Annotated in this window: 21 protein-coding genes and 1 riboswitch; of the genes, 9 read left to right on the forward strand and 12 right to left on the reverse strand. The window is 64.4% G+C overall.

From position 1 onward, the window contains the following. Positions 1-11: 11 nt before the first annotated feature. From gcvP to gltX, 5 genes are all read right to left on the reverse strand, one after another. Positions 12-2849, reverse strand: a complete 2838-nt coding sequence (gcvP, locus tag QUV21_RS14080) for an aminomethyl-transferring glycine dehydrogenase (RefSeq protein ID WP_300855806.1) — start codon at positions 2847-2849, stop codon at positions 12-14. Between the two features lie 107 nt (positions 2850-2956). Then, complete coding sequence (gcvH, locus tag QUV21_RS14085; RefSeq protein WP_300855807.1) at positions 2957-3316, reverse strand: glycine cleavage system protein GcvH; 360 nt, start codon at positions 3314-3316, stop codon at positions 2957-2959. Positions 3317-3325: 9 nt separating this feature from the next. Further along, positions 3326-4447, reverse strand: a complete 1122-nt coding sequence (gene gcvT, locus QUV21_RS14090) for a glycine cleavage system aminomethyltransferase GcvT (RefSeq protein WP_300855809.1) — start codon at positions 4445-4447, stop codon at positions 3326-3328. A gap of 153 nt (positions 4448-4600) precedes the next feature. Then, a riboswitch (glycine riboswitch) is annotated at positions 4601-4701 on the reverse strand. Positions 4702-4778: 77 nt separating this feature from the next. Then, entirely contained in the window at positions 4779-6188 is a 1410-nt protein-coding gene (locus QUV21_RS14095) for an MATE family efflux transporter (protein ID WP_300855810.1), read from the reverse strand. Positions 6189-6278: 90 nt separating this feature from the next. After that, positions 6279-7628, reverse strand: coding sequence for a glutamate--tRNA ligase (gene gltX / locus QUV21_RS14100; RefSeq protein ID WP_300855812.1), 1350 nt, complete (start codon positions 7626-7628; stop codon positions 6279-6281). A gap of 205 nt (positions 7629-7833) precedes the next feature. Between gltX and QUV21_RS14105 the strand changes: the two genes are divergently transcribed. The 3 genes from QUV21_RS14105 (at position 7834) to QUV21_RS14115 (ending at position 10374) form a co-directional block, all read left to right on the forward strand. Then, positions 7834-8244: a metallopeptidase family protein gene (locus QUV21_RS14105; RefSeq protein WP_300856073.1), complete on the forward strand. Its 411-nt coding sequence runs from the start codon at positions 7834-7836 to the stop codon at positions 8242-8244. A gap of 106 nt (positions 8245-8350) precedes the next feature. Then, positions 8351-9283, forward strand: coding sequence for an MBL fold metallo-hydrolase (locus QUV21_RS14110; protein WP_300855814.1), 933 nt, complete (start codon positions 8351-8353; stop codon positions 9281-9283). A gap of 143 nt (positions 9284-9426) precedes the next feature. Continuing rightward, the gene (locus QUV21_RS14115; RefSeq protein WP_300855815.1) at positions 9427-10374 is read left to right on the forward strand and encodes a 1-phosphofructokinase family hexose kinase; all 948 of its coding nucleotides are present in this window, start codon (positions 9427-9429) and stop codon (positions 10372-10374) included. Between the two features lie 110 nt (positions 10375-10484). On the opposite strand, the gene QUV21_RS14120 is transcribed toward QUV21_RS14115, so the two are convergent. Next, positions 10485-10874 carry a hypothetical protein gene (locus tag QUV21_RS14120; protein WP_300855816.1) on the reverse strand — a complete coding sequence of 130 codons (390 nt, stop codon included), beginning with the start codon at positions 10872-10874 and terminating at the stop codon, positions 10485-10487. Next, positions 10871-12535, reverse strand: a complete 1665-nt coding sequence (locus QUV21_RS14125; protein ID WP_300855817.1) for an NAD+ synthase — start codon at positions 12533-12535, stop codon at positions 10871-10873. Before QUV21_RS14125 ends, QUV21_RS14120 begins: the two co-directional genes overlap by 4 nt. Before the next feature lie 168 nt (positions 12536-12703). Here QUV21_RS14125 and QUV21_RS14130 point away from each other — a divergent pair, with 168 nt between their 5' ends. Then, positions 12704-14164, forward strand: coding sequence for a 2-isopropylmalate synthase (locus QUV21_RS14130; protein WP_300855818.1), 1461 nt, complete (start codon positions 12704-12706; stop codon positions 14162-14164). Positions 14165-14306: 142 nt separating this feature from the next. On the opposite strand, the gene QUV21_RS14135 is transcribed toward QUV21_RS14130, so the two are convergent. The 3 genes from QUV21_RS14135 to QUV21_RS14145 all read right to left on the reverse strand — a co-directional run bounded on the left by QUV21_RS14135 (position 14307) and on the right by QUV21_RS14145 (position 17641). After that, entirely contained in the window at positions 14307-15053 is a 747-nt protein-coding gene (locus QUV21_RS14135; protein WP_300855820.1) for an Lpg1974 family pore-forming outer membrane protein, read from the reverse strand. Positions 15054-15464: 411 nt separating this feature from the next. Further along, positions 15465-16988 carry a cryptochrome/photolyase family protein gene (locus tag QUV21_RS14140; RefSeq protein ID WP_300855821.1) on the reverse strand — a complete coding sequence of 508 codons (1524 nt, stop codon included), beginning with the start codon at positions 16986-16988 and terminating at the stop codon, positions 15465-15467. Further along, positions 16982-17641: an SDR family NAD(P)-dependent oxidoreductase gene (locus QUV21_RS14145; RefSeq protein WP_300856074.1), complete on the reverse strand. Its 660-nt coding sequence runs from the start codon at positions 17639-17641 to the stop codon at positions 16982-16984. Before QUV21_RS14145 ends, QUV21_RS14140 begins: the two co-directional genes overlap by 7 nt. 408 nt (positions 17642-18049) lie before the next feature. On the opposite strand from QUV21_RS14145, the gene QUV21_RS14150 reads away from it, so the two are divergent. Continuing rightward, positions 18050-19621 carry a 2-isopropylmalate synthase gene (locus tag QUV21_RS14150; RefSeq protein ID WP_300855822.1) on the forward strand — a complete coding sequence of 524 codons (1572 nt, stop codon included), beginning with the start codon at positions 18050-18052 and terminating at the stop codon, positions 19619-19621. A 74-nt stretch (positions 19622-19695) separates the two neighbouring features. Here QUV21_RS14150 and QUV21_RS14155 read toward each other — a convergent pair whose 3' ends face one another. Both QUV21_RS14155 and QUV21_RS14160 read right to left on the reverse strand, forming a co-directional pair. Beyond that, entirely contained in the window at positions 19696-20445 is a 750-nt protein-coding gene (locus tag QUV21_RS14155) for a hypothetical protein (protein WP_300855823.1), read from the reverse strand. Further along, a complete protein-coding gene (locus QUV21_RS14160; protein ID WP_300855824.1) occupies positions 20442-21197 on the reverse strand; it encodes an SDR family NAD(P)-dependent oxidoreductase in 756 nt (251 codons plus the stop codon). Before QUV21_RS14160 ends, QUV21_RS14155 begins: the two co-directional genes overlap by 4 nt. Before the next feature lie 263 nt (positions 21198-21460). Between QUV21_RS14160 and QUV21_RS14165 the strand changes: the two genes are divergently transcribed. From QUV21_RS14165 to mrdA, 4 genes are read left to right on the forward strand one after another with little or no spacing between them, the layout of a single operon-like run. After that, positions 21461-22498, forward strand: a complete 1038-nt coding sequence (locus QUV21_RS14165) for a rod shape-determining protein (protein ID WP_300855825.1) — start codon at positions 21461-21463, stop codon at positions 22496-22498. 37 nt (positions 22499-22535) lie between these two features. After that, positions 22536-23537, forward strand: a complete 1002-nt coding sequence (gene mreC, locus QUV21_RS14170) for a rod shape-determining protein MreC (protein WP_300855826.1) — start codon at positions 22536-22538, stop codon at positions 23535-23537. Further along, positions 23530-24069 (forward strand): rod shape-determining protein MreD, encoded by a 540-nt coding sequence (locus QUV21_RS14175; RefSeq protein ID WP_300855827.1) that lies wholly within the window; start codon positions 23530-23532, stop codon positions 24067-24069. The genes mreC and QUV21_RS14175 overlap by 8 nt, the downstream gene beginning before the upstream one ends. Then, entirely contained in the window at positions 24066-26012 is a 1947-nt protein-coding gene (gene mrdA / locus QUV21_RS14180; RefSeq protein ID WP_300855828.1) for a penicillin-binding protein 2, read from the forward strand. Before QUV21_RS14175 ends, mrdA begins: the two co-directional genes overlap by 4 nt. Position 26013 lies beyond the last annotated feature (1 nt).

The raw sequence follows: 26013 nt of genomic DNA on the forward strand, positions 1-26013 counted from the left end.
CCGGGCGAGGCCTACTCCGCCGCCGCCATGTAGCTTTCCACTGGCGGACAGGTGCAGACAAGATTGCGGTCGCCAAAGACGTTGTCCACCCGGCCAACCGGAGGCCAGTACTTGTCTACCCGGAATGCGCCCGGCGGGAAGCAGCCCTGTTCGCGGCTGTACTTGCGGTCCCAGTCGGTGATCAAGGCAGCCACGGTATGCGGCGCATGCCGAAGGGGGCTGTCCTCGGCCGAAATCTCACCCTTCTCGACGGCTGCAATCTCCTCGCGGATCGCCAGAAGCGCCGTGATGAAGCGGTCAATCTCGGCCTTGGTCTCGGATTCCGTCGGCTCCACCATCAGCGTTCCGGCTACCGGCCAGCTCATCGTAGGCGCGTGGAAACCATTGTCGATCAGTCGCTTGGCGATGTCATCGACCGTCACGCCGGCCTCGGCAAAGGGCCGGGTGTCAAGGATGCACTCATGCGCCACGCGCCCCTTGTTGCCCATGAAGAGGATCGGATAGCTGCCAGCCAGCCGCGCCGCGATGTAGTTGGCGTTCAGGATCGCGACCCGCGTCGCCTGCGTCAACCCCGGCCCGCCCATCATCAGGCAATAGGCCCAAGAGATCAGCAGGATCGAGGCCGACCCATAGGGCGCGGCAGAAACCGCGCCGTCCCCCCCGGTTTCCGGATGCCCCGGCAGATGCGGCGCAAGATGCGCCTTCACGCCGATCGGCCCCATCCCCGGCCCCCCGCCGCCATGCGGGATGGCAAAGGTCTTGTGCAGGTTCAGGTGGCTGACATCGCCGCCAATCTCTCCGGGTTTCACCAGACCGACCAGCGCGTTCATGTTCGCCCCGTCGATATAGACTTGCCCCCCGTGGTCATGGGTGATCTTGCAGATCTCCTTGACCGTTTCTTCGAACACCCCATGGGTGGAGGGGTAGGTGATCATGCAGGCGGCCAGCTTGTCACCCGCAGCCACGGCCTTGGCGCGGAAATCTTCAAGATCCACATCGCCGTTCGGCGCTGATTTCACCACCACCACTTCCATCCCCGCCATCTGCGCACTTGCCGGGTTCGTGCCGTGGGCGCTGGTCGGAATGAGACAGATGTTGCGGTGCATGTCCCCGCGCGATCGGTGATAGGCCTGAATGGTCAGAAGGCCCGCATATTCCCCCTGCGCGCCCGAGTTCGGCTGCATCGACATGGCGTCATAGCCCGTGATCTCGCACAGCTTTTCCGACAGGTCGGTAATCGCCTCGGTGTAGCCTGCCGCCTGATCACGCGGGGCAAAGGGGTGCAATGACCCGAACTCCGGCCAGGTGATCGGCATCATCTCGGCCGCCGCGTTCAGCTTCATCGTGCAGGATCCAAGGGGGATCATCGCCCGATCCAGCGCCAGATCGCGGTCCGACAAGCGGCGCATGTAGCGCATCATCTCGGATTCCGCCCGGTTCATGTGAAAGACCGGATGGGTCAGGTAATCACTGGTCCGCAGCATCGCCTCGGGAAAACCAAGGGTCGCGCGGTGCGGTGGCACGCCGTCGATGCCAAAGGCGCGCAGCACCTTGATCAGCACCCGCTCATCCGTCGTCTCGTCCAGACTGATCCCGACCCGGTCATTGCCGATCTTGCGGAAGTTCAGCCCCTCGGCCCGCGCGGCGGCAAGAATGCCAGCCTGCCCCACGCCCACCTCGACCGTGATCGTGTCGAAGAACGCCTTCGGGCTGACCTTCGCCCCCGCCGCCTTCAGCGCCCGCGCAAGGCGCTGGGTCAGGAAATGCACCCGTTCGGCAATGGCGCGCAGGCCTTCGGGTCCGTGGAAGACCGCGTAGAAGCTGGCCATCACCGCCAGAAGCGCCTGCGCCGTGCAGACGTTCGACGTGGCCTTTTCCCGCCGGATATGCTGCTCGCGCGTTTGCAGGCTAAGGCGGTAGGCCTTGCCCCCCTGCGCATCGATGGAAACGCCCACAATCCGCCCCGGCATCTGCCGCTTGTGCGCGCCCTTGACCGCCATGAAGGCCGCATGCGGCCCGCCATAGCCCATCGGCACGCCAAACCGCTGCGCGCTGCCAACGGCGATATCCGCCCCCATCGCGCCCGGTTCCTTCAGCAGGCACAGCGCCAGAAGGTCCGTCGCCACCACCGCAATTGCCCCCGCCGCGTGCAAGGCGGCAATCTCGGCGGTGAAATCGCGGACATGGCCATAGCTGCCGGGATACTGGAAGACCGCGCCGAAGACCTTCGCAGGGTCAAGGTTCTCCACCACATCCTCGATGATCTCGATACCCAAGGGCAGCGCCCGGGTGCGGATCACGGCGATGGTCTGCGGATGGCAGAACCGGTCCACAAAGAACGCGCGCGCCTTCGACTTCGCCAACCGCTCGGCCATGGTCATCGCCTCGGCTGCTGCCGTCGCCTCGTCCAGTAGGCTGGCGTTGGCCACATCAAGGCCGGTCAGATCGCAGACCATGGTCTGATAGTTCAACAAGGCCTCAAGCCGGCCCTGCGCGATTTCGGGCTGATAGGGGGTATAGGCGGTATACCACGCCGGGTTCTCCAGAATGTTGCGCTGGATAGCGGGGGGCGTGACAGTGCCATAATAGCCCTGCCCGATCAGGCTGGTCATCACCCGGTTCCGGCCGGCGACCTCTTTCATCCGGGCCAGCAATTCATGTTCCGCCAAAGACAGCCAAGTCAAAGGCTTCGCCTGACGGATCGAGGGCGGGACGGTCTGGTCGATCAACTCGTCCAAAGTGCGGACCCCGACGGCGGCCAGCATTTCCTCCATCTCGACCGGAGAGGGGCCGATATGGCGGCGGTTGGCGAAGTCGTAGGGGTTGTAGTCGGTGGGGGTGAAGGTCATGCGATGCATCGGGTCACATCTGACCCGCTCCCTTTTTCATCTGTCCGAAAATATCCTCGGGGGTCCGGGGGCAGACAGCCCCCGGGGTCGGTCACAAGGCAGCGCAATCAGCCGATCAGGTCCAGATACTCATCCTCATCCATGAACTGATCCAGCACGCTCAGGTCGTCGACCTTCATCTTGAAGAACCATGCCGCACCCGTCGGATCCTCGTTCACCAGCGCCGGAGCATCGACCAGCTTTTCGTTCACCGCGACGATCTCGCCATCAATCGGGGCAAGGATGTCGGATGCGGCCTTGACGCTTTCGATCACGCAGACCTCATCGCCCTCGGCCACCATCGTTTCTGTTTCCGGCAGCTCCACGAAAACCACATCACCCAGCTGGGTCGCGGCATGTTCGGTGATGCCGACGACGACAAGGTCACCCTCGACGCGCAGCCATTCATGATCCTTGGTGTATTTCATCGCTATGCCTCAACGCTTGTAGCTGGTTGGATGGAAGGGAAGTTCGGCGACAGTCAGCGGCAGGTGCTTGCCGCGCACCTCGCCCGCAAGTCGGGTACCGGGGGTGGCAAAGGCCAAGGCCACATAGCCCATGGCAATCGGTGCCGTGACCGAAGGCCCGAACCCGCCCGAGGTCACGCGGCCGACAGGGGTGTCGTTCGGGGCGAAAAGCTCCACCCCCTCGCGCATCGGCGCCCGGCCTTCCGGGGCTAGCCCCACGCGCAGACGCTCTGGCCCCTCGGCCAGTTCCCTCAGGATGCGCGTGGCACCGGGGAAACCACCTTCCCGCGCCCCGCCAGCCCGCCGCGATTTCTGGATCGCCCAGGTCAGCGCCGCCTCGATCGGGCTGGTCGTGGTGTCGATGTCATGGCCGTAAAGGCAAAGCCCCGCCTCAAGCCGAAGCGAGTCGCGCGCGCCCAGACCGATCGGCGCCACACCCGGCTCTGCCAGCAGCTTGCGCGCAAAACCCTCTGCTGCGGCCATCGGCAAGGAAATCTCGAAGCCGTCCTCGCCGGTGTAGCCCGACCGCGACACCCAGACATCCCCGAACACCCGGTGATCCATGAACCGCATGGCCGAAACCCCCGGCAACACCGCTTCCAGCGCCGCCTCGGCCCCCGGACCCTGAAGCGCAAGCAATGCCCGTTCGGTCACTTGCTCCACCGTCACCTCAGGCATTCTTGCCGTCATATGGGCGATATCCTCGGCCTTGCAGGCTGCGTTCACCACCACATAAAGATGGTCGCCACGGTTGGTGAACATCAGGTCATCAAGAATGCCGCCGGTGTCGTTGGTCAACAGCCCATAACGCTGCCGACCTTCGGCAAGTCCCAGCACATCTACGGGCATCAGCGCCTCGAATGCCGACGCAAGCTCTGCCATAGAGCCTTTGGGCCGCAGGATCACCTGCCCCATGTGGCTGACATCGAACAACCCCGCCGCCTCTCGGGTGTGCAGGTGTTCCTTCATCACGCCGGGCGCATATTGCACCGGCATCTCATAGCCGGCAAACGGCACCATCTTGCCGCCAAATTCCACATGCAGGTCATGCAGCCCCAGCCGCTGCAACTTGTCGCCCTCAAGGTCGGCCATCGCCGCCCCTCCATTTCTGGCCGGAAGCATACCGGCACCGTCAGACAGGCTGATCCCTGCCCTGCGATGCCCCCTCTGTCCTTGCGCCAGATGGCGCGCCTGAGATCGTTATCCCTTCGGCGTCCCGATGATCCGGGAACTCTCCAGAGTCTGACGTCAGATACGGTCCCTTGCGCCTGAGAGTTTACCGGGGCGGTTGCTCCTTCGGCACCGACGGGTGCTGCGCACCCACCGGATTCTCCCGAACCTGACGCAAGATGGTTAGCCTATCGCCCCACAATCGGGCAAGGGGAAATCGGAATACGACTGTATGCCGTGCAAGGCCAACCCTTCAGGCGCGCCGTTCTCCGGGGCTTGCGATCGACTCTGCCTCTGGCGCAGACGGTGCTGCCGGGCGCAGGCTCGATGCGGGCGCTACGGCAGGCGCAGCAATCGCCCGCATGGCCAGCCAGGCCGCTGCCAGGCCGAAGACCACGCCGCCCAAGGCCTGCCCCACCAGCACGCCCTCGGCGCCCCAGATGCCGCCCAGCCACAGGGCAAGGGGGATCGTCCCCAGCGTATGCCGCCCCCAGTTCACCATGGTTGACCAGAACGGCCGCCCAAGGTTGTTGCAGACCGCATTGCCGACAAAGATCACGCCGTTGAAGAACCACAACAGCGCCAGCGGCCCGCAAAAGAGATAGACGATATCCCGCGTCAGCCCCTCGGCCTGAAACGCATCCGCAATCGGGGCACGCAAAAGAAACAGCAGCGCCGACACTGCCACGATCACCAGCCCGGTAAAGATCAGCCCGTCAAGGAACGCCCGCCGCACCCGGTCCATCCGCCCGGCACCAAAGTTCTGCCCGATGATCGGCCCCATCGCGCCCGACAGCGCGAAGATCACCCCGAACGCCACCGGCGTCAGCCGCCCGGCAATCGCCATCCCCGCCACCGCCGCCTCACCGTAGGAAGACGTCGCCCGCGTGATGAAGGCCTGCCCCACCGGGGTTGCCACCTGCGTCAGGATCGCCGGCACCGCAATCGCCCAGATCGGCCCCATGTCGGCCACCACCTGTCCCGGCGTGGGTCGGTCAAACCCGCCATAGTGCTTCACGATCGGCCGCAGTGCCATCGCCGCAATCACCACCCGCGCCGCCACAGAACCAATGGCCGCCCCGGTCAGCTCCATCCGGAAACCGAAGATCAGGATCGGGTCCAGCACCGCCGTCGCCAAGGCCCCCCAGACCGTCGCCATCATCGCCGCCCGCGCATCGCCATGGCTGCGCAGGATCGCGCCCCCGATCATCCCCACCATCAGCAAGGGCTGCGAGGGGATCACGATGGCCAGAAAATCCACCGCCAGTTCTGCCGTCCGCCCCGTGGCCCCCAAAAGCGCCACCAATGGCCCCAGCATCAGCCAGACCAACGCCGCAAAGACCGACCCGAACACGAACCCAAGGATCAACCCCGTCGTCGCCCGCGCCCGGGCCGAGGCAGGATCCCGCGCCCCCAGCGCCCGCGCGACCAATGCCCCCACAGCAATCGACATCCCGATTCCGAAACTGGTGGTGAAGAACAGGATCGCGCCCGCATAGCCGATCGCCGCCGCCAACTCGGCCTGCCCCAGCATGGCGATGTAAAGCATGTTGATCAGATCGACGACAAACACCGCCATCAGCCCGACCGACGAGGTCAGCGCCATAACCGAGACATGCCGGAAGAGGTTCCCCTCGACGAACTTCGCCTGTTGCTCGGCCATTCCCGCTCTCCGAAGAGAAACCGGCCAAAACCCTTTCTCTTCTCCAAATATCCTCGGGGGGTCTGGGGGGCAGACGGCCCCCCAGCCGTTTCAGCCCGCTGCGACGTTCGGCACCTTGCGCAACAGCGGCATCACATCGGCCATCTCCGGCCCCGCGTCGCGGCCCGTCAAAGCCCGGCGCAAGGGACGGAACAGATCCTTGCCCTTGCGCCCCGTCGCCTCTTTCACCGCCGCCGTCCACTCACCCCAGGTGGCAGTGGTCCACGGCTGCGCTGGCAGAAGCGCCAGCGCGGTCGCTACAAATTCCCGGTCCGCGTAATCGATCACCGGTTCCGCGCCGTCGCGGAACAGGGTCCACCAGCCCTCAAGATCTGCCAGCACGGTAATATTGCCCTTGGCCACCGCCCAGAACGCCTCAGCCTGATCTTCCGGCACGCCCAAAGCGGCAATCCGCGCCTTCACGGCGGCGAAGGGCAGGCCCTGCACATGGTGGCGCGTCAGCGGAAACAGGTCTTCGGCATCAAACTTGGTCGGCGCCGCGCCGAAACTGCCCACGTCGAAGCCCTCGATCAGCTTCTCCATCGACCCCACCAGTTCCACCGGCTTTGATGACCCCAGCCGCGCCATCAAGGACAACAGCGCCATCGGCTCCACCCCCCGCGCCCGCAGGTCGCGCAAGGAAAGAACGCCCAGCCGCTTGGACAATTCCTCGCCCTGCGGCCCGGTCAGAAGCGAATGGTGCGCAAAGACAGGCGGGGTGCCGCCCAGCGCCTTCATGATCTGGATCTGCGTCGCCGTGTTCGTTACATGGTCCGCGCCGCGCACGATATGCGTGACCCCCATGTCGACGTCATCGACCGATGAAGCAAACGTATACAACACCTGCCCGTCTGCCTTGATCAGCACCGGGTCACTGACGGAAGCGGCATCGATCGAGATGTCGCCGATGATCCCATCCTTCCACTCGATCCGCTCCAGATCCAGCTTGAAGCGCCAATAGCCCTGCCGCCCCTCGGCGCGGTATGCGGCCTTCTGCGCCTCGGTCAGCCCCAGCGCCGCGCGATCATAGACCGGGGGCTTTCCCATGTTCAGCTGCTTCTTGCGCTTCAGGTCCAGTTCCACCGGGGTCTCGAAACACTCGTAGAACCGCCCGGCGCCCTTTAGCTGCTCGGCCGCCTCGGCATAGCGCGCCATCCGTTTCGACTGCTGCTCGATCCGGTCATAGCGGATACCCAGCCAATCGAGGTCCGCCTTGAGACCGTCGATATATTCCTGCTTCGACCGTTCCTGATCGGTGTCGTCCAACCGCAGGATGAACTCGCCCCCGGCCTTGCGGGCGATCAGATAATTCATCAGCGCCGTGCGCAGGTTGCCCACATGGATCCAGCCGGTTGGCGAGGGGGCGAAACGGGTGATGACGGTGGCGGGCGTGCTGGGCATGAAACGGGCTCCTTCAAGCGCTTCTCCCTGTCACATGGCCCCGCATTTGTCCAGTTTGCGGCAAAACCCTCTCCGGCGGTTCCGCATGCCTTGGCAACGCCAGCCTGCGGGGCTCGATGCCCCGCAGGCTGGCCGCCCTTTCGGCAGCCATGCGCGGCTTCGCACGCCCCTTCCCCCCGGCATCGCCCGCCCCTATCTTGCAAGCATGACCAACCCAGCCCCCGAAAGCATCGCCCCTTCGCTTGCCCTTCTCGAACAGCTTGCGCATGAGGCGATCTCGACCCTGCCCGCCCCGTTTCGCGAACCGGCAACCCATATCCTGCTGCGGATCGAGGACTTCCCCGCCGATGAGATGGTCGAGGAGCTGGGCCTGAACGACCCGTTCGAACTGACCGGTCTTTACGAAGGCATCCCCCTGACCGAAAAATCCACCGCCGATCAGATGACCCGACCCGATGTGATCTGGCTGTTCCGCCGTCCGATCCTTGATGAATGGGCGGAACGCGGCAATGTCTCGATCGGCGAAATGGTTGCCCATGTCGTGATCCACGAACTTGCGCATCATTTCGGCTGGTCCGACGAAGATATCGCCCACATCGACCCTTGGTGGGAGTGACCGCACAAGCTTTGTGCGCCCCTGCACTCGCCCTGACGCGTCCGTGACCGGACTTGAGGAGAAAGCGCACTATTTTGCAGTTCACCGCAACCGATCGGAGGACGACATGACCACCCTATCCCGCCGCCAGGCCCTTGCCGCCGGCATCGCCATGCCGCTTGCCGCTTCCTTCCTGACCCGACCCGCCCTTGCCAACGCACCGCTGCAAGGGTCGGGCTTTGCGCCGTGGAACCGATTCAAGCTGGGCGGGTTTGAGGTGACAACGCTTCTTGTCGGCACCCGTGCAGGCGACAAGCCGCAGGAAACCTTCGGCATGAACGCCACGCCGGAAGACTTTGCCGCGATTTCTGCCGCGAACTTCATTCCCGCCGACCTGACGCAGAACTTCTTTACGCCGACGCTGGTCAACACCGGCGCTGAACTGGTGCTGTTCGACACCGGACTTTCCGCCGAAGGCACGCTTGCCGCGCTCACCGCCGCTGGAATCACCGCCGATCAGGTGGATGTGGTTGTGCTGACCCACATGCACGGTGACCACATCGGCGGCCTGATGGGCGCTGACGGCGTGACACCGACCTTTGCCAACGCCCGCTACGTCACCGGCAGCGTCGAGCATAACAACTGGTCCACCGCCGCCAACGAGGGCTTCGACAGATCCGTCAAGCCGCTGAACGACAAGATCACCTTCATTGACGATGGCGGCAGCCCGCTTTCCGGCATCACCGCCATGGCCGCCGCCGGTCACACCCCGGGCCACATGATCTACATGGTGGAATCCGAAGGCCAGCGCCTTGCCATCACCGCCGACACCGCCAACCACTACGTCTGGTCGCTCCAGCGCCCGGATTGGGAAGTGCGTTTTGACGCCGACAAGGCCGCCGCGGCCGCAACCCGCAAGCAGGTGTTCGGCATGATCGCCGCCGACCGCATCCCCTTCATCGGCTACCACATGCCCTTCCCGGGCGTGGGTTTTGTCGAGGCACAGGGCGAAGGCTTCCGCTACGTCCCGGCCAGCTACCAGCTGATGCTGAACGGCTGACCCCGGGCCCAAAATCCTTCGAAGGATCTTGCAAGAGTTTTCGAAGACTTTTGCGCCCCAGCCTGCCCCCGGCGCACCGCGTCGGGGGCAGTTCCATTTCCGCCAGAAGGCTCTATGATAGCGGTAACACGAACAGGTGCCGCATGACCCAAGCCCCGATCCTGACCCTTACGCTCAACCCCGCGCTCGACATGGCGACCGAGGTGCATGACATCATCCCCGGCCACAAGCTGCGCTGTTCCGAACCACAGCTTGACCCCGGTGGTGGCGGGCTGAACGTCAGCCGCGCGATCAAGGCGCTGGGGGGGGACAGTCTGGCGCTGGTGGCCATTGGCGGGCTTACCGGTGACCGTCTGGCCGGCCTGATCCGCGCCGAAGGGGTGACGTTCCTCTCCATCCTTGGCCCCGGCGAAACCCGCCAGTCCCTGACCGTCAACGAAGCCTCCACCGGCAAGCAGTTCCGCTTCATGCTGCCCGGTCCCGTCTGGGGCGAGGCCGAACGCGCCCGCGTCTTCACCCTCCTGCGCGCCACCGCGCGCCCCGGAGGCATTTCGGTGATCTCGGGCAGCCAACCGCCCGGTGTGCCGGTCGATTTCCCCGCACAACTCGCCGCTTCGATGCCCGAAAGCCGGGTGGTGCTGGATACCTCCGGCTCCGCCCTGACCGAGGCAGTGCGCCACCCGATCCCCGGATTGGAAGTCCTGCGCATGGACGGCGAAGAGGGTGAGGCGCTGGCCGATCGCCCGCTTCCCACCCGTGAAGATACCGCCGAATTCGCCCAGTCGCTGGTCCGCGCCGGAGTGGCGAAAATCGTGATCGTGGCCCGCGGAGCGGAAGGCAACGTGCTGGCCGACAAGGACAGCCGGCTTTTTGCCAAGGCCGCCAGGGTCAAGGTCAAGTCCACCGTTGGCGCGGGTGACAGCTTTGTCGCCGCCTTCGTCCTTGCCCTGTCACGCGGTCAATCGAACGCCGATGCGCTGGCCCTCGGCTCTGCCGCCGCCTCTGCCGCCGTGATGAGCGACGCCACCCAGCTTTGCCGCCCCGAAGACGTGATGCGCCTTTTGTCGGAATGTGTGGTGTCGGCGGTTTGACCGGGCCGATTTCTTCGAAGAAATCGTGCCGGAGCCTTCAACGGCCCCGGCCTTGCCCATCCGTCGCGCCGCCGCAGATCACAACCCGATCAAGGCGGTCAATCCCGCAATCACCTGCGAAACCCCGCCAGAGTCTCGCCATGATGCCGGACCTTGCCAGCCAGACCCATCCGACCGAACCATTCCCGCATCGGGTCCGTGATCGGACCGAACAGGTTGATTTCGTCAAGGTCAGCCACCGAGCGCAGCGCGGTCATTTCCGGCCAGCCCATCACCAGATCATGATGCCCAAGCCATGCCTCGGCGTCGCGATATCGCACGACCGCGCGGGCATCATTCGTGCCGTCGGGGCAAAAGAAACGGTAGCCCGGAACGCCCGGATGCCCTTCGGCCTCGACGCGGCAGGCAAGGGCGGTCACCGCTGCCAGAAAGGCCGGACGTCCCGACTGAATCCGGTAATGATTGACCACGGTGATCTCGCCATCCTGCATGGCCGTCACGCGCCACTATCATCGCGCCACCGCATCGCGATCGGATAGCGGCGGTCCAGCCAGAAGGCCTTTTGCGTCAGCCGCACCCCCGGCGCGGACTGGAAGCGCTTGTATTCGGCCTGATACAGCAGGTGTTCGACCTTCTTGACCACGGCCCGGTCAAAGCCCAGCGCCACGATCTCGGCCACAGACATTTCCTTTTCCACCAGCCCCTCAAGGATCGCGTCCAGCACCTCATAGGGCGGCAGGCTGTCCTGATCGGTCTGGTTGGCGCGCAACTCGGCTGACGGGGGCTTTTCGATGATCCGCTTCGGGATCACCTCGCCCGGCGGGCCTTTCATCCAGGCCCGGTAGTTGTCGTTCCGCCACTTCGCAGTCAGGAACATCCGCGTCTTGTACATGTCCTTGACCGGGTTATAGCCGCCGTTCATGTCGCCGTAGATCGTGCAGTAGCCAACCGCCATTTCGCTCTTGTTGCCGGTCGTCAACAGCATCTCGCCAAACTTGTTCGACAGCGCCATAAGCAAAAGCCCGCGCAACCGGCTTTGGATGTTTTCCTCGGTCACCCCTGGTTCGGTCCCGGCGAACAGTGGCCCCAGCGCCTCACCCACAGCCACCTGCGCGCCCGAAATCGGCACCGTATCCAGCCGGCAGCCCAGCGCCTTTGCGGCCGCCGACGCATCCTCAAGCGAATGGGCCGAGGTAAACTCGGACGGCAGCATCACGCAGCGCACGTTTTCCGGCCCCAAGGCATCCACCGCCATCGCCGCCACGATGGCACTGTCGATCCCCCCAGACAGCCCCAGAAGCGCCTTCGAAAACCCGGTCTTGCGCATGTAATCGCCCAAGGCCAGCACGCAGGCGCGATAGTCCGCCTCGCCAATCGGGGGGATGTCACTGATCTCGCCCGGGTCCGCCTCCCACCCCTCGGCCCCGCGCCGGAAGGTGACCATCACCAGCGTCTCATCGAACTGCGGCAGTTGCGCTGCCAGCCGGCCACCAGGGTTCAACACCATGGATGACCCGTCAAACACCTGATCATCCTGCCCGCCCACCATGTTCAGGTAGACCAGCGGCAACCCCGTCTCGACCACCCGCGACACCATCAGGTTCAGCCGCAGGTTCGGCTTGCCCCGATGGTAAGGCGAGCCGTTGGGGATCAGCAATATCTCTGCCCCCGTCTCGGCCAGCGTCTCGGCCACGTCAGGGTGCCAGGCATCCTCGCAGATTGGCGTGCCGATCCGCACACCGTTGACCACATATGGCCCATGCACATCCGCCGAGGCGAAGACCCGCTTTTCGTCAAACACCGCGTCATTCGGCAGGTGGTGTTTCAAGACCCGGGCCGAAATCTTGCCGCCCTGCAAGACATAATACCCGTTGTAAAGGCGCCCGCCCATCCGCACCGGACCGCCGATCCCCACCGCCGGGCCATCAGCACAGTCCGCCGCCATCGCCTCAACCGCCGCAATGGCCGCGCTGACGAAGGCAGGTTTCAGGATCAGATCCTGCGTCTGATAGCCGGTCACGAACATTTCGGTCAGCGCCACCATATCGGCCCCGGCGTCGCGCGCCTCAGCCCAGGCTGCGCGGGCCTTGGCCATGTTCCCGGCAATATCCCCCACGGTGGGGTTCAACTGCGCCAGCATCAGACGGAACGTGTCGGTCATCGGGATCCCCCATCACATCGGCTTGTTCTAGCAGACTGACGCCCAAGGGAAAGCCGCCCCACCCATCCGACCATTGCCCATCCGACCATTGCCTATCCAACCATTGCTTGTCACACCCCTGTCGCCCGCTTACCGTTCCAGCCCAGACCAAAGCCACGGGAATCGACCATGCGCCGCCTTGCCGTTCTACTTTGCCTCGCCACGGCTCCCACCCTTGCCCCTCCGGCGCAGGCGCAGGACGGCGAGGTTCTGACCAAGCAGTATGATGACGGGTCCGTCTACGAAGGCACCTTCCTCAATGGTCGCCAGCATGGCACCGGCACTTACCGCCTTCCCTCGGGCTTTGAGTATTCGGGAGAATGGGTTGACGGCGAGATCATCGGTCAAGGAACCGCCCGCTATCCCAACGGGTCCATTTACGAAGGCGCATTCGTCAATGGCCAGCCAGAGGGTCGCGGCAAGATCACCGCCCCCGACGGGCGCACCTACGAGGGCGCCTGGGTGCAGGGCCAGATGACCGGGCAAGGCACCGCGCGATATGCCAATGGCTCGACCTACGAAGGCACCTTCACCCGCGGCACCCATAACGGCAGGGGCAAGCTGACCAATCCTTCAGGCTACACCTACGAAGGCCAGTGGGTGATGGGTGTCAAGGAAGGCACCGGAAAGATCACCTATCCCGACGGCGCGACCTATGACGGCACACTCGTGCAGGGCCAGCGGTCCGGCTCCGGGCGGCTGTCAATGCCGGACGGCCTTGTCTACGAAGGGGATTGGGCTGATGGGCAGATCAACGGGCAAGGCCGACTGACCCAGCCGAACGGCGATGTCTACGAAGGCAACTTCGTCAACGGCCAGCGCGAAGGTCAGGGCCGCCTGACCCACAGTTCCGGCGATGTCTATGACGGAAGCTGGTTGAACGACCGCCGCCATGGCACCGGAACCTTCGTCGCCGCTGACGATTTCAAGTATGAAGGGTCCTGGGTCGAGGGCCGGATGGAAGGGACCGGCTCCATCACCTATCCCGATGGTGCGGTCTATGTCGGCGCGATGCTGGCCGATCAGCCGAACGGCACCGGCGCGATCACTTATCCGGACGGATCAACCTATCAGGGCGCATGGGAGCGCGGGCTGATCAACGGGCAGGGCCGCGCCACCTATGCCGATGGCCGCGTCTACGAGGGTGCCTTCCTGAACGCCCAGCCGCATGGCACCGGCACGATGACCCATCCCGACGGCTACCGCTATGAAGGCGACTGGCTTGATGGCCAGCGCGAAGGCGTGGGGGCGGCTGTCTACCCCGATGGCAGCCTTTACAGGGGCGGCTTCAAGGCCGGGCTGCGGAATGGCGACGGCGAGTTTTCCACCACCGACGGTTTTCGCTATACCGGTCAGTGGGTCGCCGGCCAGATCGAGGGGCAAGGCACCGCGACCTATCCATCGGGCGATACCTATGTGGGGGCGTTCAAGGCGGGCCGGCGCGAGGGGCAGGGCAAGCTGACCTATGCCAGCGGCGACGTGGCCGAAGGTATCTGGCAGAACGGCCTCCTGACCGCCCCGCCCGAGTCACCGGCCGAAGTGGCCCCCGATGCGGCCGCGCCAGTGCCGGAAGGGGGAACAGAGCCCTGATCCCCGGATGACCGGCCCGGATCGGATCGCCGGTCACAGAGGCGCAAAGCCCTGCCGACTTTGCCCGTGCAGGCCCGGGCTCCCGATCCGATGAAGGACCGGGGCGCCCGCGCCGGACCGCTTGTCCGGCACGGGCCTCAGATCAGAAAGTGAAGCCAAGGCTCAGATACGGGCCAGCCAGAGTCACGCTCACGTCTTCCGGGTCGATGTCGTTGTCCACATTGCCAGACAGGCTTAGGAAGCTGGTGCTTTCCACGCCGACACCGAAGGTCATTGACCCGCCGCTGGCCAGATCGCGCGCATAGTCAAGCCCGATGCGCAGATCGACCGATGACACAACCACGTTGTCAGCCGTGTCGTCCGAGGTAAGTTCGGTGGTGTCGCCAAGCATGGCCGAATAGCGCCCCCCGACGATCATTCCGAGGCCGTTGCCGAAGGAATGTGTGACCTGAAGGCCAATGGTCGGACCAACACCGTCAAAGCCATAGCCGGTGCTTCCGTCTTCGTCCGACCAGTCGACGCTGCCCGATCTCAGACCGGCAAAGACATCAAGGTCAAGGCCGCCCAGATCCGTGTTCATGACCGCTTCGACGTCGATCGTGCGCGCGTCGAACTGATCGTCCGGATCATCGAATTCGCCATCGAACTTGAAGACGCGTCCACGCACGCCGAAACTTTCGGAGATGTCGTAGGCGGCCGTGATGCGGAAGGCGTTGGCCGAACCATCTTCATCGAACCAGGCGTTGCCGCCGTCGATTTCGCCGGCACCGTGGTCGGCATAGATGGTCAGGATCGGGATCTCGAGGCCGAAGCTGAGCCCCTCGGCCGAGGCTGAGGTTGCGAGCAGCAGCCCGGAAAGCATCCCCGTCGTGGTGAGCAAGGTTTTCATGGCGATTTTCCTTCTTGATTACGTCGCGGTCAGTCAAAAACATCCGAATAGGATTGTATCAAAGCCATTCCACAATGGAAGGCGTTAGCTGCTAATGACTGTGGATTTCTCCATATTTGTTACCACATGTGGACAAATTGCACCACTGTTCTGCGTGGATCCGGCGTGACCGATAGGCACGGCAGAACATGCACCCGACCGGGTGCGCGCGGCCCACTGGGTTTGTCAGACCGACGGACGGCAGCCAGCAGACCCTTAGCCCTGTCTGCGCTGGCCTGCCGGTCGTTGTGCGGATTGCGCGGATGGTCCGCGTGGTCGACGCAAAACGACTGTCGCCGCATGAAGGGAGGCACCAATCAAACTGGCTTCCACATGCGCAAACGGGATGGGCAGGTCACCCCGGGGCGCCCCTTACACCACCTCGCCCCGGTCCAGCCGTTCCAGCAACTGGCCCGCCCCCTCCAGAACACGCGCACGGTGGGCTTCGTCCATCCCGTCCCAAACCCGGTACATCTGGCCCATCCTTGGGTTCGAGCGGAACCTTTCCCGGTGACGGTTCAGAAAATGCCAGTAAAGCAGGTTGAACGGACAGGCCCCGGCACCCGTCTTTTCCTTCACCTTGTAGGCGCAGCCGCCGCAATGATCCGACATCCGGTCGATGTAGGCCCCCGACGAGACGTAGGGCTTTGACCCCAACACCCCGCCGTCGGCAAACTGGCTCATGCCAATGGTATTGGGTGCCTCGACCCATTCGAAGGCGTCGATATAGACCGAAAGATACCACTCATGCACTGCGGCCGGGGCCACCCCCGCCAACAGCGCAAAGTTCCCGGTCACCATCAGCCGCTGGATATGATGCGCATAGGCAAGATCCCGCGTCTGCCCGACAGCGGCGGCCATACAGGCCATCCGTGTCTCTCCGCCCCAATAGACCGCGGGCAAGTCGCGCCCGTGTCCCAGTTCGTTCCGCTCAAGATACGCCGGGCCTTCCTGCATCCAGATACCCCGCACGAATTCCCGCCAACCAATGACCTGCCGGATGAACCCCTCGGCCGCCGCGATCGGCACCTTTCCGGCCTGCCACGCCGCCTCGGCGGCCCGGCAAACCTCTATCGGCGACAAGAGTCCAAGGTTCAGGTAGGGTGAGATCACCGCATGGCTGAGAAACGCCTCCCCCTCGAGCATCGCGTCCTGCTCCTCGCCAAAGCGCGGCAAACGCTCCGCCACGAACTCGGCCAAGGCCGCCAAGGCCCCCGCCCGGTCTGTCGCCCAGCGAAACGGTCGCAGACGTCCGAAATGACCGAACCGGCTCTCGACCAGCGTCAGCACGTCTTCGACAACCGCATCTGGCACCACATCCCCGGGACGCGGCCGCAAGAGATCCCGCTTTGCAGGTTTCCGGTTGTCATGGTCAAAGTTCCATTGGCCGCCAACCGGCTTGCCGCCGGCCATCAAAAGCCCGGTCTTGCGGCGCATGTCACGGTAGAACCATTCTATCCGCAACTGCTTGCGCCCCTCGGCCCAAGCCGCAAACTCGGCCTCCCGGCAGATGAAACGGTCATCTTCCAGCAGGTTGACGGACAGCGGCAGGTCTTCCAGATCCCGCAGCACTCGCCATTCTCCGGGCCTGGTCGCCAGAACCTCGGACGCGCCAAACGCATCCGCCCGGCGCAAAAGCTCGCCCGAAATCGTCTGGCTGTTCTCGGGGTCGTCGAGCCGCGAATAGGCCACGCGCCAACCCTCGGCCTGCAAAACGGCCGCGAACTTGCGCATCGCGGCAAGGATCAGCGCGATCTTTTGCGGGTGGTGCGCTACCGACTGGCCTTCCCCCATCACCTCGGCCATGACGACCACATCCTGCCGCTTGTCCGCCACCGCCAAGGCAGCGATATCGGGCGTCAACTGGTCGCCCAGAACCAGAACCAGCCTCACCATGGCACCGGCTTGCCCTGCCAGTCGAAGAACCCGCCAGACTGCGCAGGCCCCAGACCATCCAGCACCGCCAGCAGGTTCGCCGCCGCGACCGAAGGCACCACCGTGGGATGCCCTGCCCGCTGCACCGGGGCCAGCCCGGTCTCCACCGTCCCCGGATGCAGGGCCACCAACACGGATTGCGGATGGCTCCGAGCCACCTCGATGCTTGCAGTCCGAAGGATCTGGTTCAGCGCCGCCTTTGCGGCACGGTAGCCATACCAGCCACCAAGCGCATTATCCCCGATCGATCCCACCCGGGCCGACAGGACGGCCAGCTTGGCCACCCGGTCCCGAGGCATCAATCGCACGGCATGCTTGATCACCAGTGCTGGCCCGATCGCGTTGACGGCAAACTGCCGCGCCAGGCCTTCCGCCGTCACCGCTTTCAGCGACTTCTCCGGCCCCGCCCCTTCCAGCACCAGGGCGCCCGTGGCGACAATCACCACGTCGAACGGCCCGACAAGCGCGCCAAGGCTGCGGGCTACGCAGGTCTCATCCGTCACATCCAGACCATCGTCGCGGCGAGACAACGCCACCACCTCGCCGCGTGCGCGCAACTCCGCCACCAGCGCCCCGCCGATTCCGCCCGACGCCCCAAGTACCAAGGACCGCATCATCTCTCCGTCCCATCCCACCCACAGATAGGGCAAGGCCTCTGCCCGACCATGGCCTTGCTCTTTTTCCGAAATACTCCCGCCGGAGGCTCCGACGACCCCAGCTCGCGCACCGTCCACGGCATGCCCAGCCCACAACACGCCCCACGGCAGCGCCGGCCGCGGGGGCTCGATGCCCCCAAGGGCGGCATGACCGTTCAGAAATCCCCTTCCCTTCCCCGATTTCCTTCGTATAGTCTCGGCCCATGACCAAGGGACACCATATCCACTCCACCGCCGGGGCGATCCGCCCTGCATTGCCCCTTGGCGCCCTCCTTCTTAGCCGCCTCTGAGCGTGCCTGCGGGCGCGACCGCTCAGAGGTGACCAGCGCCCAAAAGGATCGCAGCTAGGAAAACAGGACCACATCCATGACCAGAACCGCTCAAGACCGTGTCGTGATCTTCGACACCACGCTCCGCGATGGCGAACAATCGCCCGGCGCCACCATGACCCATGAGGAAAAGCTGGAGATTGCCGGCCTCCTTGACGAAATGGGCGTCGACATCATCGAGGCGGGCTTTCCCATCGCCTCGGAAGGCGACTTTGCCGCCGTGTCCGAGATTGCCAAGCGGGCGAAGAACTCCACGATCTGCGGTCTTGCCCGGGCGAACCAGAAGGACATCGACCGCTGCTGGGAGGCTGTGAAGCACGCCCGGTCGCCGCGCATCCATACCTTCATCGGCACTTCGCCCCTGCACCGCGCGATCCCGAACCTCGACATGGACCAGATGGCGGAACGGATCCATGACACCGTGACCCATGCCCGCAACCTTTGCGACAATGTCCAGTGGTCGCCAATGGACGCAACCCGGACGGAACATGACTACCTCTGCCGCGTGGTGGAAATCGCGATCAAGGCCGGGGCGACCACGATCAACATTCCCGACACGGTCGGCTACACCTACCCGATGGAATCCGCGCAGATCATCCGCATGCTGCTGGAGCGGGTGCCGGGTGCCGACGGCATCATCTTCGCCACCCACTGCCACAACGACCTTGGCATGGCGACCGCCAACGCCCTTGCAGCGGTCGAGGCGGGCGCGCGGCAGATCGAATGCACGATCAACGGCCTTGGCGAACGCGCCGGGAATACCGCGCTCGAGGAAGTCGTGATGGCCATGCGGGTAAGGAATGACATCCTGCCGTTCCAGACCGGCATCGACACCACGAAGATCATGAACCTGTCGCGTAGGGTTTCCCAGGTTTCCGGTTTTCCGGTCCAGTTCAACAAGGCCATCGTCGGCAAGAACGCCTTCCTGCATGAATCCGGCATCCATCAGGATGGCGTCCTCAAGAACGTCCAGACGTTCGAGATCATGCGACCGGAAGACATCGGCCTGACCCAGAAGAACCTGACGATGGGCAAGCATTCCGGTCGGGCGGCCCTGCGTTCCAAGCTCAAGGATCTGGGCTTCGATCTGGCCGACAACCAGCTGAACGATGTTTTCGTGCGGTTCAAGGCCTTGGCCGACCGCAAGAAAGAGGTCTACGATGACGACCTTATCGCGCTGGTGACGGATGAACAGACGAACGACGCCTATGAATTCCTGCAACTGAAAAAGCTGCGGGTGATCTGTGGCACCGAAGGTCCGCAAGAGGCGGACATGATCCTGTCCATCGACGGGGTAGAGCACCACATCGACGCCACCGGTGACGGTCCGGTCGATGCCGCGTTCAACTGCGTCAAGATGCTGTTCCCGCACAAGGCGCGGCTTCAGGTCTATCAGGTGCATGCGGTGACGGAAGGCACGGACGCACAGGCGACCGTGAGCGTCCGGCTGGAGGAAGACGGACGGATCGTGACCGGTTCATCCGCCGATACCGACACCATCGTGGCCAGCACGCGCGCCTATATAAACGCGCTGAACCGGCTGATCGTGCGGCGCCAGAAAACCGCCCCGGGCGAGGATGTGAAGACCGTCAGCTATCACGGCGAATAGGGCCGCTCATCGGTCCCTTGCGGTCCCTTTTCGCTGATCCGGCGATGAGGGACCGCAAGGGACCGAAGAGGCCCCTAAAGGCCGCCGAACCAGCCCCGGACGGCTGCGGCGTGGGCCGCCGTGGCCGGGGTCTGGGACCATTGGGTCAGAATGTCACCCCAGCGCAGGGGGACAAAGGTCACATCGTCACCTTTCACGCGGGCGGCAAAGTCGGCTATTTCGGTGGCGTGGCGGCTGATCGCCTTGGGGTCGACAGGCTTGCCGCTGGCCCAATGCGTGGGCGCTGCATGCAAGTAGACCAGCACCCCGCCCAGCCCCCGTTTGACGGCCTGGGTCTTCAGCCCGTAGGCGTGCTTGACAAGCTGTGCCGCGTCGATGTGCCGATAGGTCAGCTGCCCTGCCGCCAAAGCTTTTCTCAGTCCGGTATAGCGAGCCATGCCCGGCCCCCAGTCGCGCCGATCGAAGGCTTCAGAGAACTCTGCGGCCTTGCCGGGGCGAAAGGGTTCGTACCGTTTCGATTCCACCCCGACCAGCGTGGTGGCCGTCGTGATCTCGGCATCAAGCCAGGGATGGCGGCCGCCCGACCAGGGAAAGCGCATTTCCGCTTCGATGGCGACCGTCTGCACCGGGCCCATCGGAACGCCGGGCAAGGCGGGCAACTGGCGCGGCCGGTTCAGGAACCAGCCAAATGTATTGGCCACCAGCGCTGCCGAAGATTCGGGGCTGGCAAACTTGCCCGAGGCAATCTCCCCCCCCGGGGACCGGCCAAGCGCGGCAAGCACGGCATCGGCGGGAACGCCGGGAAGGAAAACGGGATCGGTCATCCTTTCATCTCTTGCAGCGTATTGCCGCCGTCCACAACCAGCATTGCACCCGTGACGTAAGACGCCTCGGCCGAGGCAAGGAACAGCGCGCAGGCCGCCACCTCGTCGGGGGTGCCGGGGCGGCCTGCGGGGGTGCGCTTGCCCGCGCGGATTTCGCTGGCGCTGGAGCTGTCGGTGGCGATCCAGCCGGGCAGCACCGCGTTGCAGGTGATGCCGTGGGGCCCGTATTCCAACGCGATTGACCGGGTCATGCCGGTGATCGCGGCCTTGGCGGTGGCATAGGCGGAACTGCCGTCGATGGTGACGACCGGGCCGGTGACAGAACTGATGTTGACGATGCGGCCATAGCCGGCGGCGGCCATACCGGGAAGGGCGGCGCGGCAGCAGTGGAAGGTGGTGTTGATGTTCAGCGCCATGTGATGCGCCCAGGCCGCGTCGGTCCACCCGGCAAGAGGCTGGCGGTCGATGTCCTTGCCGGTCTGCACCATGCCCGCATTGTTGATCAGGATGCTGATCGGGCCAAGCCTGTCCGTGACGGCCGCGAAAAGACCAGAAACCTGCGCCGGGTCGGTCAGGTCGGCGATATGGGACATGCAGCCCAGCTCTGCCGCGCGGTCATGGATGCGTGGCGTTGTGGCGGTGACGCAGACCCTTGCCCCGCCCGCAACCAGCCCCCGGGCGATGGCAAAGCCGATTCCCCCCGCCGATCCGGCCCCCGTAACCAGCGCAATACGCCCCGCAAAGCCTGCCATTTCCCACCCCAATTCCTGCACCCGGCCAGATCAGGATCAGCCTAAGGTTCGAGAAGGTCAATTGTCTCGTTTCAGATCACCGAAATCTGGCTGAAAACAGCAGTTTTCTGCAACTCCACGATTGTGTAGGCGGCGCTCCGCGCGCTGTGCTACAAGGTCTTTCGCTCCCCAGCACAGGTCCTTATATGAAGGCGCCCGCCTTCGACCTTGAGTCGCCGGGACAATGCCGCTTGCGCGGCGGCTTACATGTGGGGACCACCTGAATGTCGTTATTTTCCGGCCTTTTTTCGTCTGACATGGCGATCGACCTCGGCACGGCGAATACACTGGTCTACATTCGCGGCAAGGGGATCGTGCTGAACGAACCCTCGGTCGTGGCCTATCACGTGAAGGATGGCAAGAAAGTCGTCCTTGCGGTGGGTGAGGATGCCAAGCTGATGCTGGGCCGGACCCCCGGCACGATCGAGGCGATCCGCCCGATGCGGGATGGCGTTATCGCCGACTTTGAAGCGGCGGAAGAGATGATCAAGCATTTCATCCGCAAGGTTCACAAGCGGTCCACCTTTTCAAAGCCCAAGATCATCGTCTGTGTGCCGCATGGCGCGACCCCGGTGGAAAAGCGGGCGATCCGGCAGTCGGTGCTGTCGGCCGGGGCAAAGCGGGCCGGGCTGATTGCCGAACCCATCGCGGCAGCGATTGGGGCTGGCATGCCGATCACCGAACCCACCGGCAACATGGTCGTGGATATCGGCGGCGGCACCACCGAGGTGGCTGTGCTGTCCTTGGGTGACATCGTTTATGCCCGGTCGGTCCGCGTTGGTGGCGACCGGATGGATGAGGCGATTGTAAGCTACCTGCGCCGCCACCAGAACCTGCTGATCGGGGAATCGACGGCCGAACGCATCAAGACATCCATCGGCACGGCGCGGATGCCCGATGACGGGCGCGGCGCCAGCATGACGATCCGGGGCCGCGACCTTCTGAACGGCGTGCCGAAGGAAACCGAGATCAATCAGGCGCAGGTCGCCGAAGCCCTTGCCGAACCCGTGCAGCAGATCTGCGACGCGGTGATGCAGGCGCTGGAGGCCACCCCGCCGGACCTTGCAGCCGATATTGTTGACCGGGGCGTCATGCTTACGGGTGGGGGCGCGCTGCTGGGCGATCTGGACCTTTCCTTGCGTGAACAGACCGGGCTTTCGATCTCGGTGGCAAACGAGTCACTGAATTGTGTTGCCCTCGGCACCGGGAAAGCGCTGGAATATGAAAAGCAGCTTCGGCATGTGATCGACTACGATACCTGAACCGGGGCGCATGCGCGCCGCTTGGAAAGGCTGACCCGTGGCGAAGACACGCATCGGACCGGAAGAATTTCAACGCCCCTTGCGACGGTTGCTGGTGGCGATTGCCGTGCTTTTGCTGCTTGGCCTGTTCCTCTTGTGGCGGGTCGACAGCCCGCGCGTGGAGCGGTTCCGCGCCGCGCTGATCGATGCCGTGGTGCCAAACCTTGACTGGGCGATGCGTCCGGTCACCGTGGCTGCCGGGATGATTGACGATTTCCAGTCCTACACCCGGATCTACGAACAGAATCAAGAGCTGAAACGTGAGTTGCAGCAGATGAAGGCGTGGAAAGAGGCCGCCTTGCAGCTGGAGCAGAAGAACGCCCGGCTTCTGGACCTGAACAAGGTGCGGCTGGACCCGAAGCTGACCTATGTCACCGGGGTGGTGATGGCCGACAGCGGCAGCCCGTTTCGCCAATCGGTGCTGTTGAACGTGGGCGAACGCGACGGCATTCGCGATGGATGGGCCACGATGGACGGGATCGGGCTGGTGGGCCGGATCTCGGGTGTGGGGGCGCGGACGGCGCGGGTGATCCTTGTCACCGATTCCAACAGCCGGATTCCAGTGACGATCCAGCCTTCCGGGCAAAAAGCGCTGCTCAGCGGCGACAACTCGCCCCTGCCGCCGCTGGATTTCATCGAGGACACCGATGAAGTGCGCCCCGGCGACCGGGTTGTGACCTCTGGCGATGGCGGCGTGTTCCCGGCCGGGCTTCTGGTCGGGCAGGTGGCGCTCGGCACCGACAAGCGGCTGCGCGTGGTGCTTGCTGCCGATTATCAGCGGCTGGAATTCCTGCGCGTGCTGCGCAGCCATGCGCTCGAACCGATCACCGACCCAGGCAACCTTGTGGCCCCGCCCTTGCTGTCGCCCTTGCCCGACACTTCCGCCGAGACCCTCGAATCCGCAGCAGGCGCGCAGCCGACAGGGACCGAGGGCGGCGATGTAGAGGCCAGCGGTTCCGGTCTTGCCGAAGGTGCAGCATCGGAGGCCGGGGATGGGTGATTTCTGGCGGCAGGAGCATTGGATCTTTCGCGGGCTCTTTCTTGGTCTGGCCCTTGTGCTGCTGTTCATGCGGCTGCTGCCTCTGGGCCACGAGCCGGGCGCGCTGCCGGGGCCGGATCTGTTGATCTGCCTGATCATGGCCTGGGTCGTGCGGCGGCCCGATTTCCTGCCGATGCCGCTGATCCTTGCGGTCATGCTGGCCGAAGACCTGATCCTGATGCGCCCGCCGGGGCTTTGGACCGCCATCGTGGTTCTGGCCAGCGAATTCCTGCGGTCGCGCGTGGCGCTGACGCGCGAGTTGAACTTTCTGGTCGAATGGATGCTGATCGCCGGGGTCATGCTGGGGATGATGCTGTCCTACCGTCTGGCACTGGCGGTGGCCGTCGTGCCCCAACCGGCCTTCGGCTTTGCCATCGTCCAGTTTCTGTGGTCGATTGCGCTTTATCCTCTGGTCGTGGCCCTGTCGCGGCTGGTCCTTGACCTTCGCAAGCCCGCGATGGGCGAAGTGGACGATTTCGGGAGGCGGCTGTGAGACGGACGGCACGCGACAGCGAAGAGACATCCCGCGTCCTGAACCGCCGCACCTTGATGCTGGGTGGCGCGATGTCGGCAATGGTCGCCGTCCTTGGTGTGCGCATGCGGTATCTTCAGGTCGATCAGGCCGACGAATTCAGGCTCTTGGCCGAGGAGAACCGGATCAACATCCGCCTGATCCCGCCTGAACGCGGGTTGATCCAGGATCGCAACGGCCAGTTGATCGCGGCCAACGAACAGAACTACCGGGTCGTGATCACGCGGGAAGCGGCAGGGGACGCCGAACTGGTGCTGCGGCGGCTGGCCGGGATCATCCCCATCACCCCCGAGGAGCTGGAACGCACGATCGAAGAGGTCAAGGCGCTGCGGGCCTTTGTCCCTGTCACGGTGGCCGAACGGCTAAGCTGGGAAGATTTCTCCAAGGTCGCGCTGAACGCACCCGCCCTGCCCGGCATCGTGCCAGAGGTGGGTCTGTCGCGGCGCTATCCCCTTGATCACGATTTTGCGCATGTTGTCGGCTATGTCGGCCCGGTCAGCGACAAGGATCTTGAGGCGCTGGAGACGCCGGACCCCTTGCTACGGATTCCGAAGTTCCAGATCGGCAAGATCGGCGTCGAGAAGTGGATGGAAGATACCCTGCGGGGCCGCGCCGGGACCAAGCGGATCGAAGTGAACTCGGCCGGCCGCGTCATGCGCGAACTGGAACGGCAAGAGGGCGACCCCGGAACGGACATCCGGCTGACCATCGATGCCGAGGTGCAGAACTTCGCACAGGCACGTCTGGGCGATGAAAGCGCCGCAGCGGTGGTCATGGATGTGACGAACGGGGATGTAATCTGCATCGCATCGTCGCCGTCCTTTGACCCAAACCTCTTCGTGCGCGGTATCAGCCACACCGACTACAACGCCCTGATGGAAAATGACCACCGCCCGCTTGCCAACAAGACCGTTTCGGGGGCCTATCCCCCCGGCTCGACCTTCAAGATGGTCACCGCGCTGGCGGCACTGGAGGCGGGGGTAGCGACACCCGATACCCGCGTCCGCTGTCCGGGCTACATCGAGTTTGGCGGGCGGCGCTTCCACTGCTGGAAGCGTGGCGGGCATGGGTCCGTCAACCTTGCGCGCAGCCTCAGTGAAAGCTGTGACGTCTACTATTATGACATCGCGCAACGCGTGGGGATCGACAAGATCGCCGAGATGGGGCGCAAGCTGGGTCTGGGGCAGCGCTTTGACATACCCATGTCGGCAATCACCGAAGGCATCATGCCGGACAAGCAGTGGAAACAGGACCGGCACAAGGCGGAATGGCGGATCGGCGATACGATCAATGCCTCGATTGGGCAGGGATATGTACTGACTTCACCCCTGCAACTGGCGGTGATGACCGCGCGGCTGGCCACCGGGCGGGCCGTTTCCCCGCGCCTTGTGCGGACGGTGAATGATCGGGAATTGCCAGTTGTCGAGGCAGCCCCCTTGGGAATCACGGCCGAATTCCTGTCCGCGATCCAGCGCGGGATGTACGAGGTCGTGAACAGCGATCAGGGAACGGCCAAATCCAGCCGCGTTGTCGAACCGACCATGGTGATGGCTGGCAAGACCGGGACAAGCCAGGTTCGCAACATCTCGGCGGCGGAGCGTGAGGCGGGGGTGATCTCGAACGACCAGCTGCCATGGAACCGGCGGGACCACGCCCTGTTTGTCGGCTATGCGCCCTATGACGCGCCGCGTTATGCGATTGCCGTTGTGGTGGAACATGGCGGCGGCGGGTCCACCGCAGCCGCGCCGATTGCACGCGACATCCTGCTCCGCGCGTTGTCCGACGGGCTGCCACCGCTTGACGCCTACCCCGCAAGCCAGCGCGGCCGGATCGAAAGCATGCTCAACGAACTGCCGTTGCGCGACCCGGCAACCGGGGTCACCACTGTCCGGACCCGGGCGTAGG

It is taken from the genome of Tabrizicola sp., from assembly GCF_030373185.1.
GTDB lineage: Bacteria > Pseudomonadota > Alphaproteobacteria > Rhodobacterales > Rhodobacteraceae > Tabrizicola.

Bases quoted from the DNA above. Each gene is read 5' to 3' on its own strand.
- gcvP (WP_300855806.1), bottom strand. From the start codon at position 2,849: ATGACCTTCACCCCCACCGACTACAACCCCTACGACTTCGCCAACCGC.
- gcvH (WP_300855807.1), bottom strand. From the start codon at position 3,316: ATGAAATACACCAAGGATCATGAATGGCTGCGCGTCGAGGGTGACCTT.
- gcvT (WP_300855809.1), bottom strand. From the start codon at position 4,447: ATGGCCGACCTTGAGGGCGACAAGTTGCAGCGGCTGGGGCTGCATGAC.
- QUV21_RS14095 (WP_300855810.1), bottom strand. From the start codon at position 6,188: ATGGCCGAGCAACAGGCGAAGTTCGTCGAGGGGAACCTCTTCCGGCAT.
- gltX (WP_300855812.1), bottom strand. From the start codon at position 7,628: ATGCCCAGCACGCCCGCCACCGTCATCACCCGTTTCGCCCCCTCGCCA.
- QUV21_RS14105 (WP_300856073.1), top strand. From the start codon at position 7,834: ATGACCAACCCAGCCCCCGAAAGCATCGCCCCTTCGCTTGCCCTTCTC.
- QUV21_RS14110 (WP_300855814.1), top strand. From the start codon at position 8,351: ATGACCACCCTATCCCGCCGCCAGGCCCTTGCCGCCGGCATCGCCATG.
- QUV21_RS14115 (WP_300855815.1), top strand. From the start codon at position 9,427: ATGACCCAAGCCCCGATCCTGACCCTTACGCTCAACCCCGCGCTCGAC.
- QUV21_RS14125 (WP_300855817.1), bottom strand. From the start codon at position 12,535: ATGACCGACACGTTCCGTCTGATGCTGGCGCAGTTGAACCCCACCGTG.
- QUV21_RS14130 (WP_300855818.1), top strand. From the start codon at position 12,704: ATGCGCCGCCTTGCCGTTCTACTTTGCCTCGCCACGGCTCCCACCCTT.
- QUV21_RS14135 (WP_300855820.1), bottom strand. From the start codon at position 15,053: ATGAAAACCTTGCTCACCACGACGGGGATGCTTTCCGGGCTGCTGCTC.
- QUV21_RS14140 (WP_300855821.1), bottom strand. From the start codon at position 16,988: ATGGTGAGGCTGGTTCTGGTTCTGGGCGACCAGTTGACGCCCGATATC.
- QUV21_RS14145 (WP_300856074.1), bottom strand. From the start codon at position 17,641: ATGCGGTCCTTGGTACTTGGGGCGTCGGGCGGAATCGGCGGGGCGCTG.
- QUV21_RS14150 (WP_300855822.1), top strand. From the start codon at position 18,050: ATGACCAGAACCGCTCAAGACCGTGTCGTGATCTTCGACACCACGCTC.
- QUV21_RS14155 (WP_300855823.1), bottom strand. From the start codon at position 20,445: ATGACCGATCCCGTTTTCCTTCCCGGCGTTCCCGCCGATGCCGTGCTT.
- QUV21_RS14160 (WP_300855824.1), bottom strand. From the start codon at position 21,197: ATGGCAGGCTTTGCGGGGCGTATTGCGCTGGTTACGGGGGCCGGATCG.
- QUV21_RS14165 (WP_300855825.1), top strand. From the start codon at position 21,461: ATGTCGTTATTTTCCGGCCTTTTTTCGTCTGACATGGCGATCGACCTC.
- QUV21_RS14175 (WP_300855827.1), top strand. From the start codon at position 23,530: ATGGGTGATTTCTGGCGGCAGGAGCATTGGATCTTTCGCGGGCTCTTT.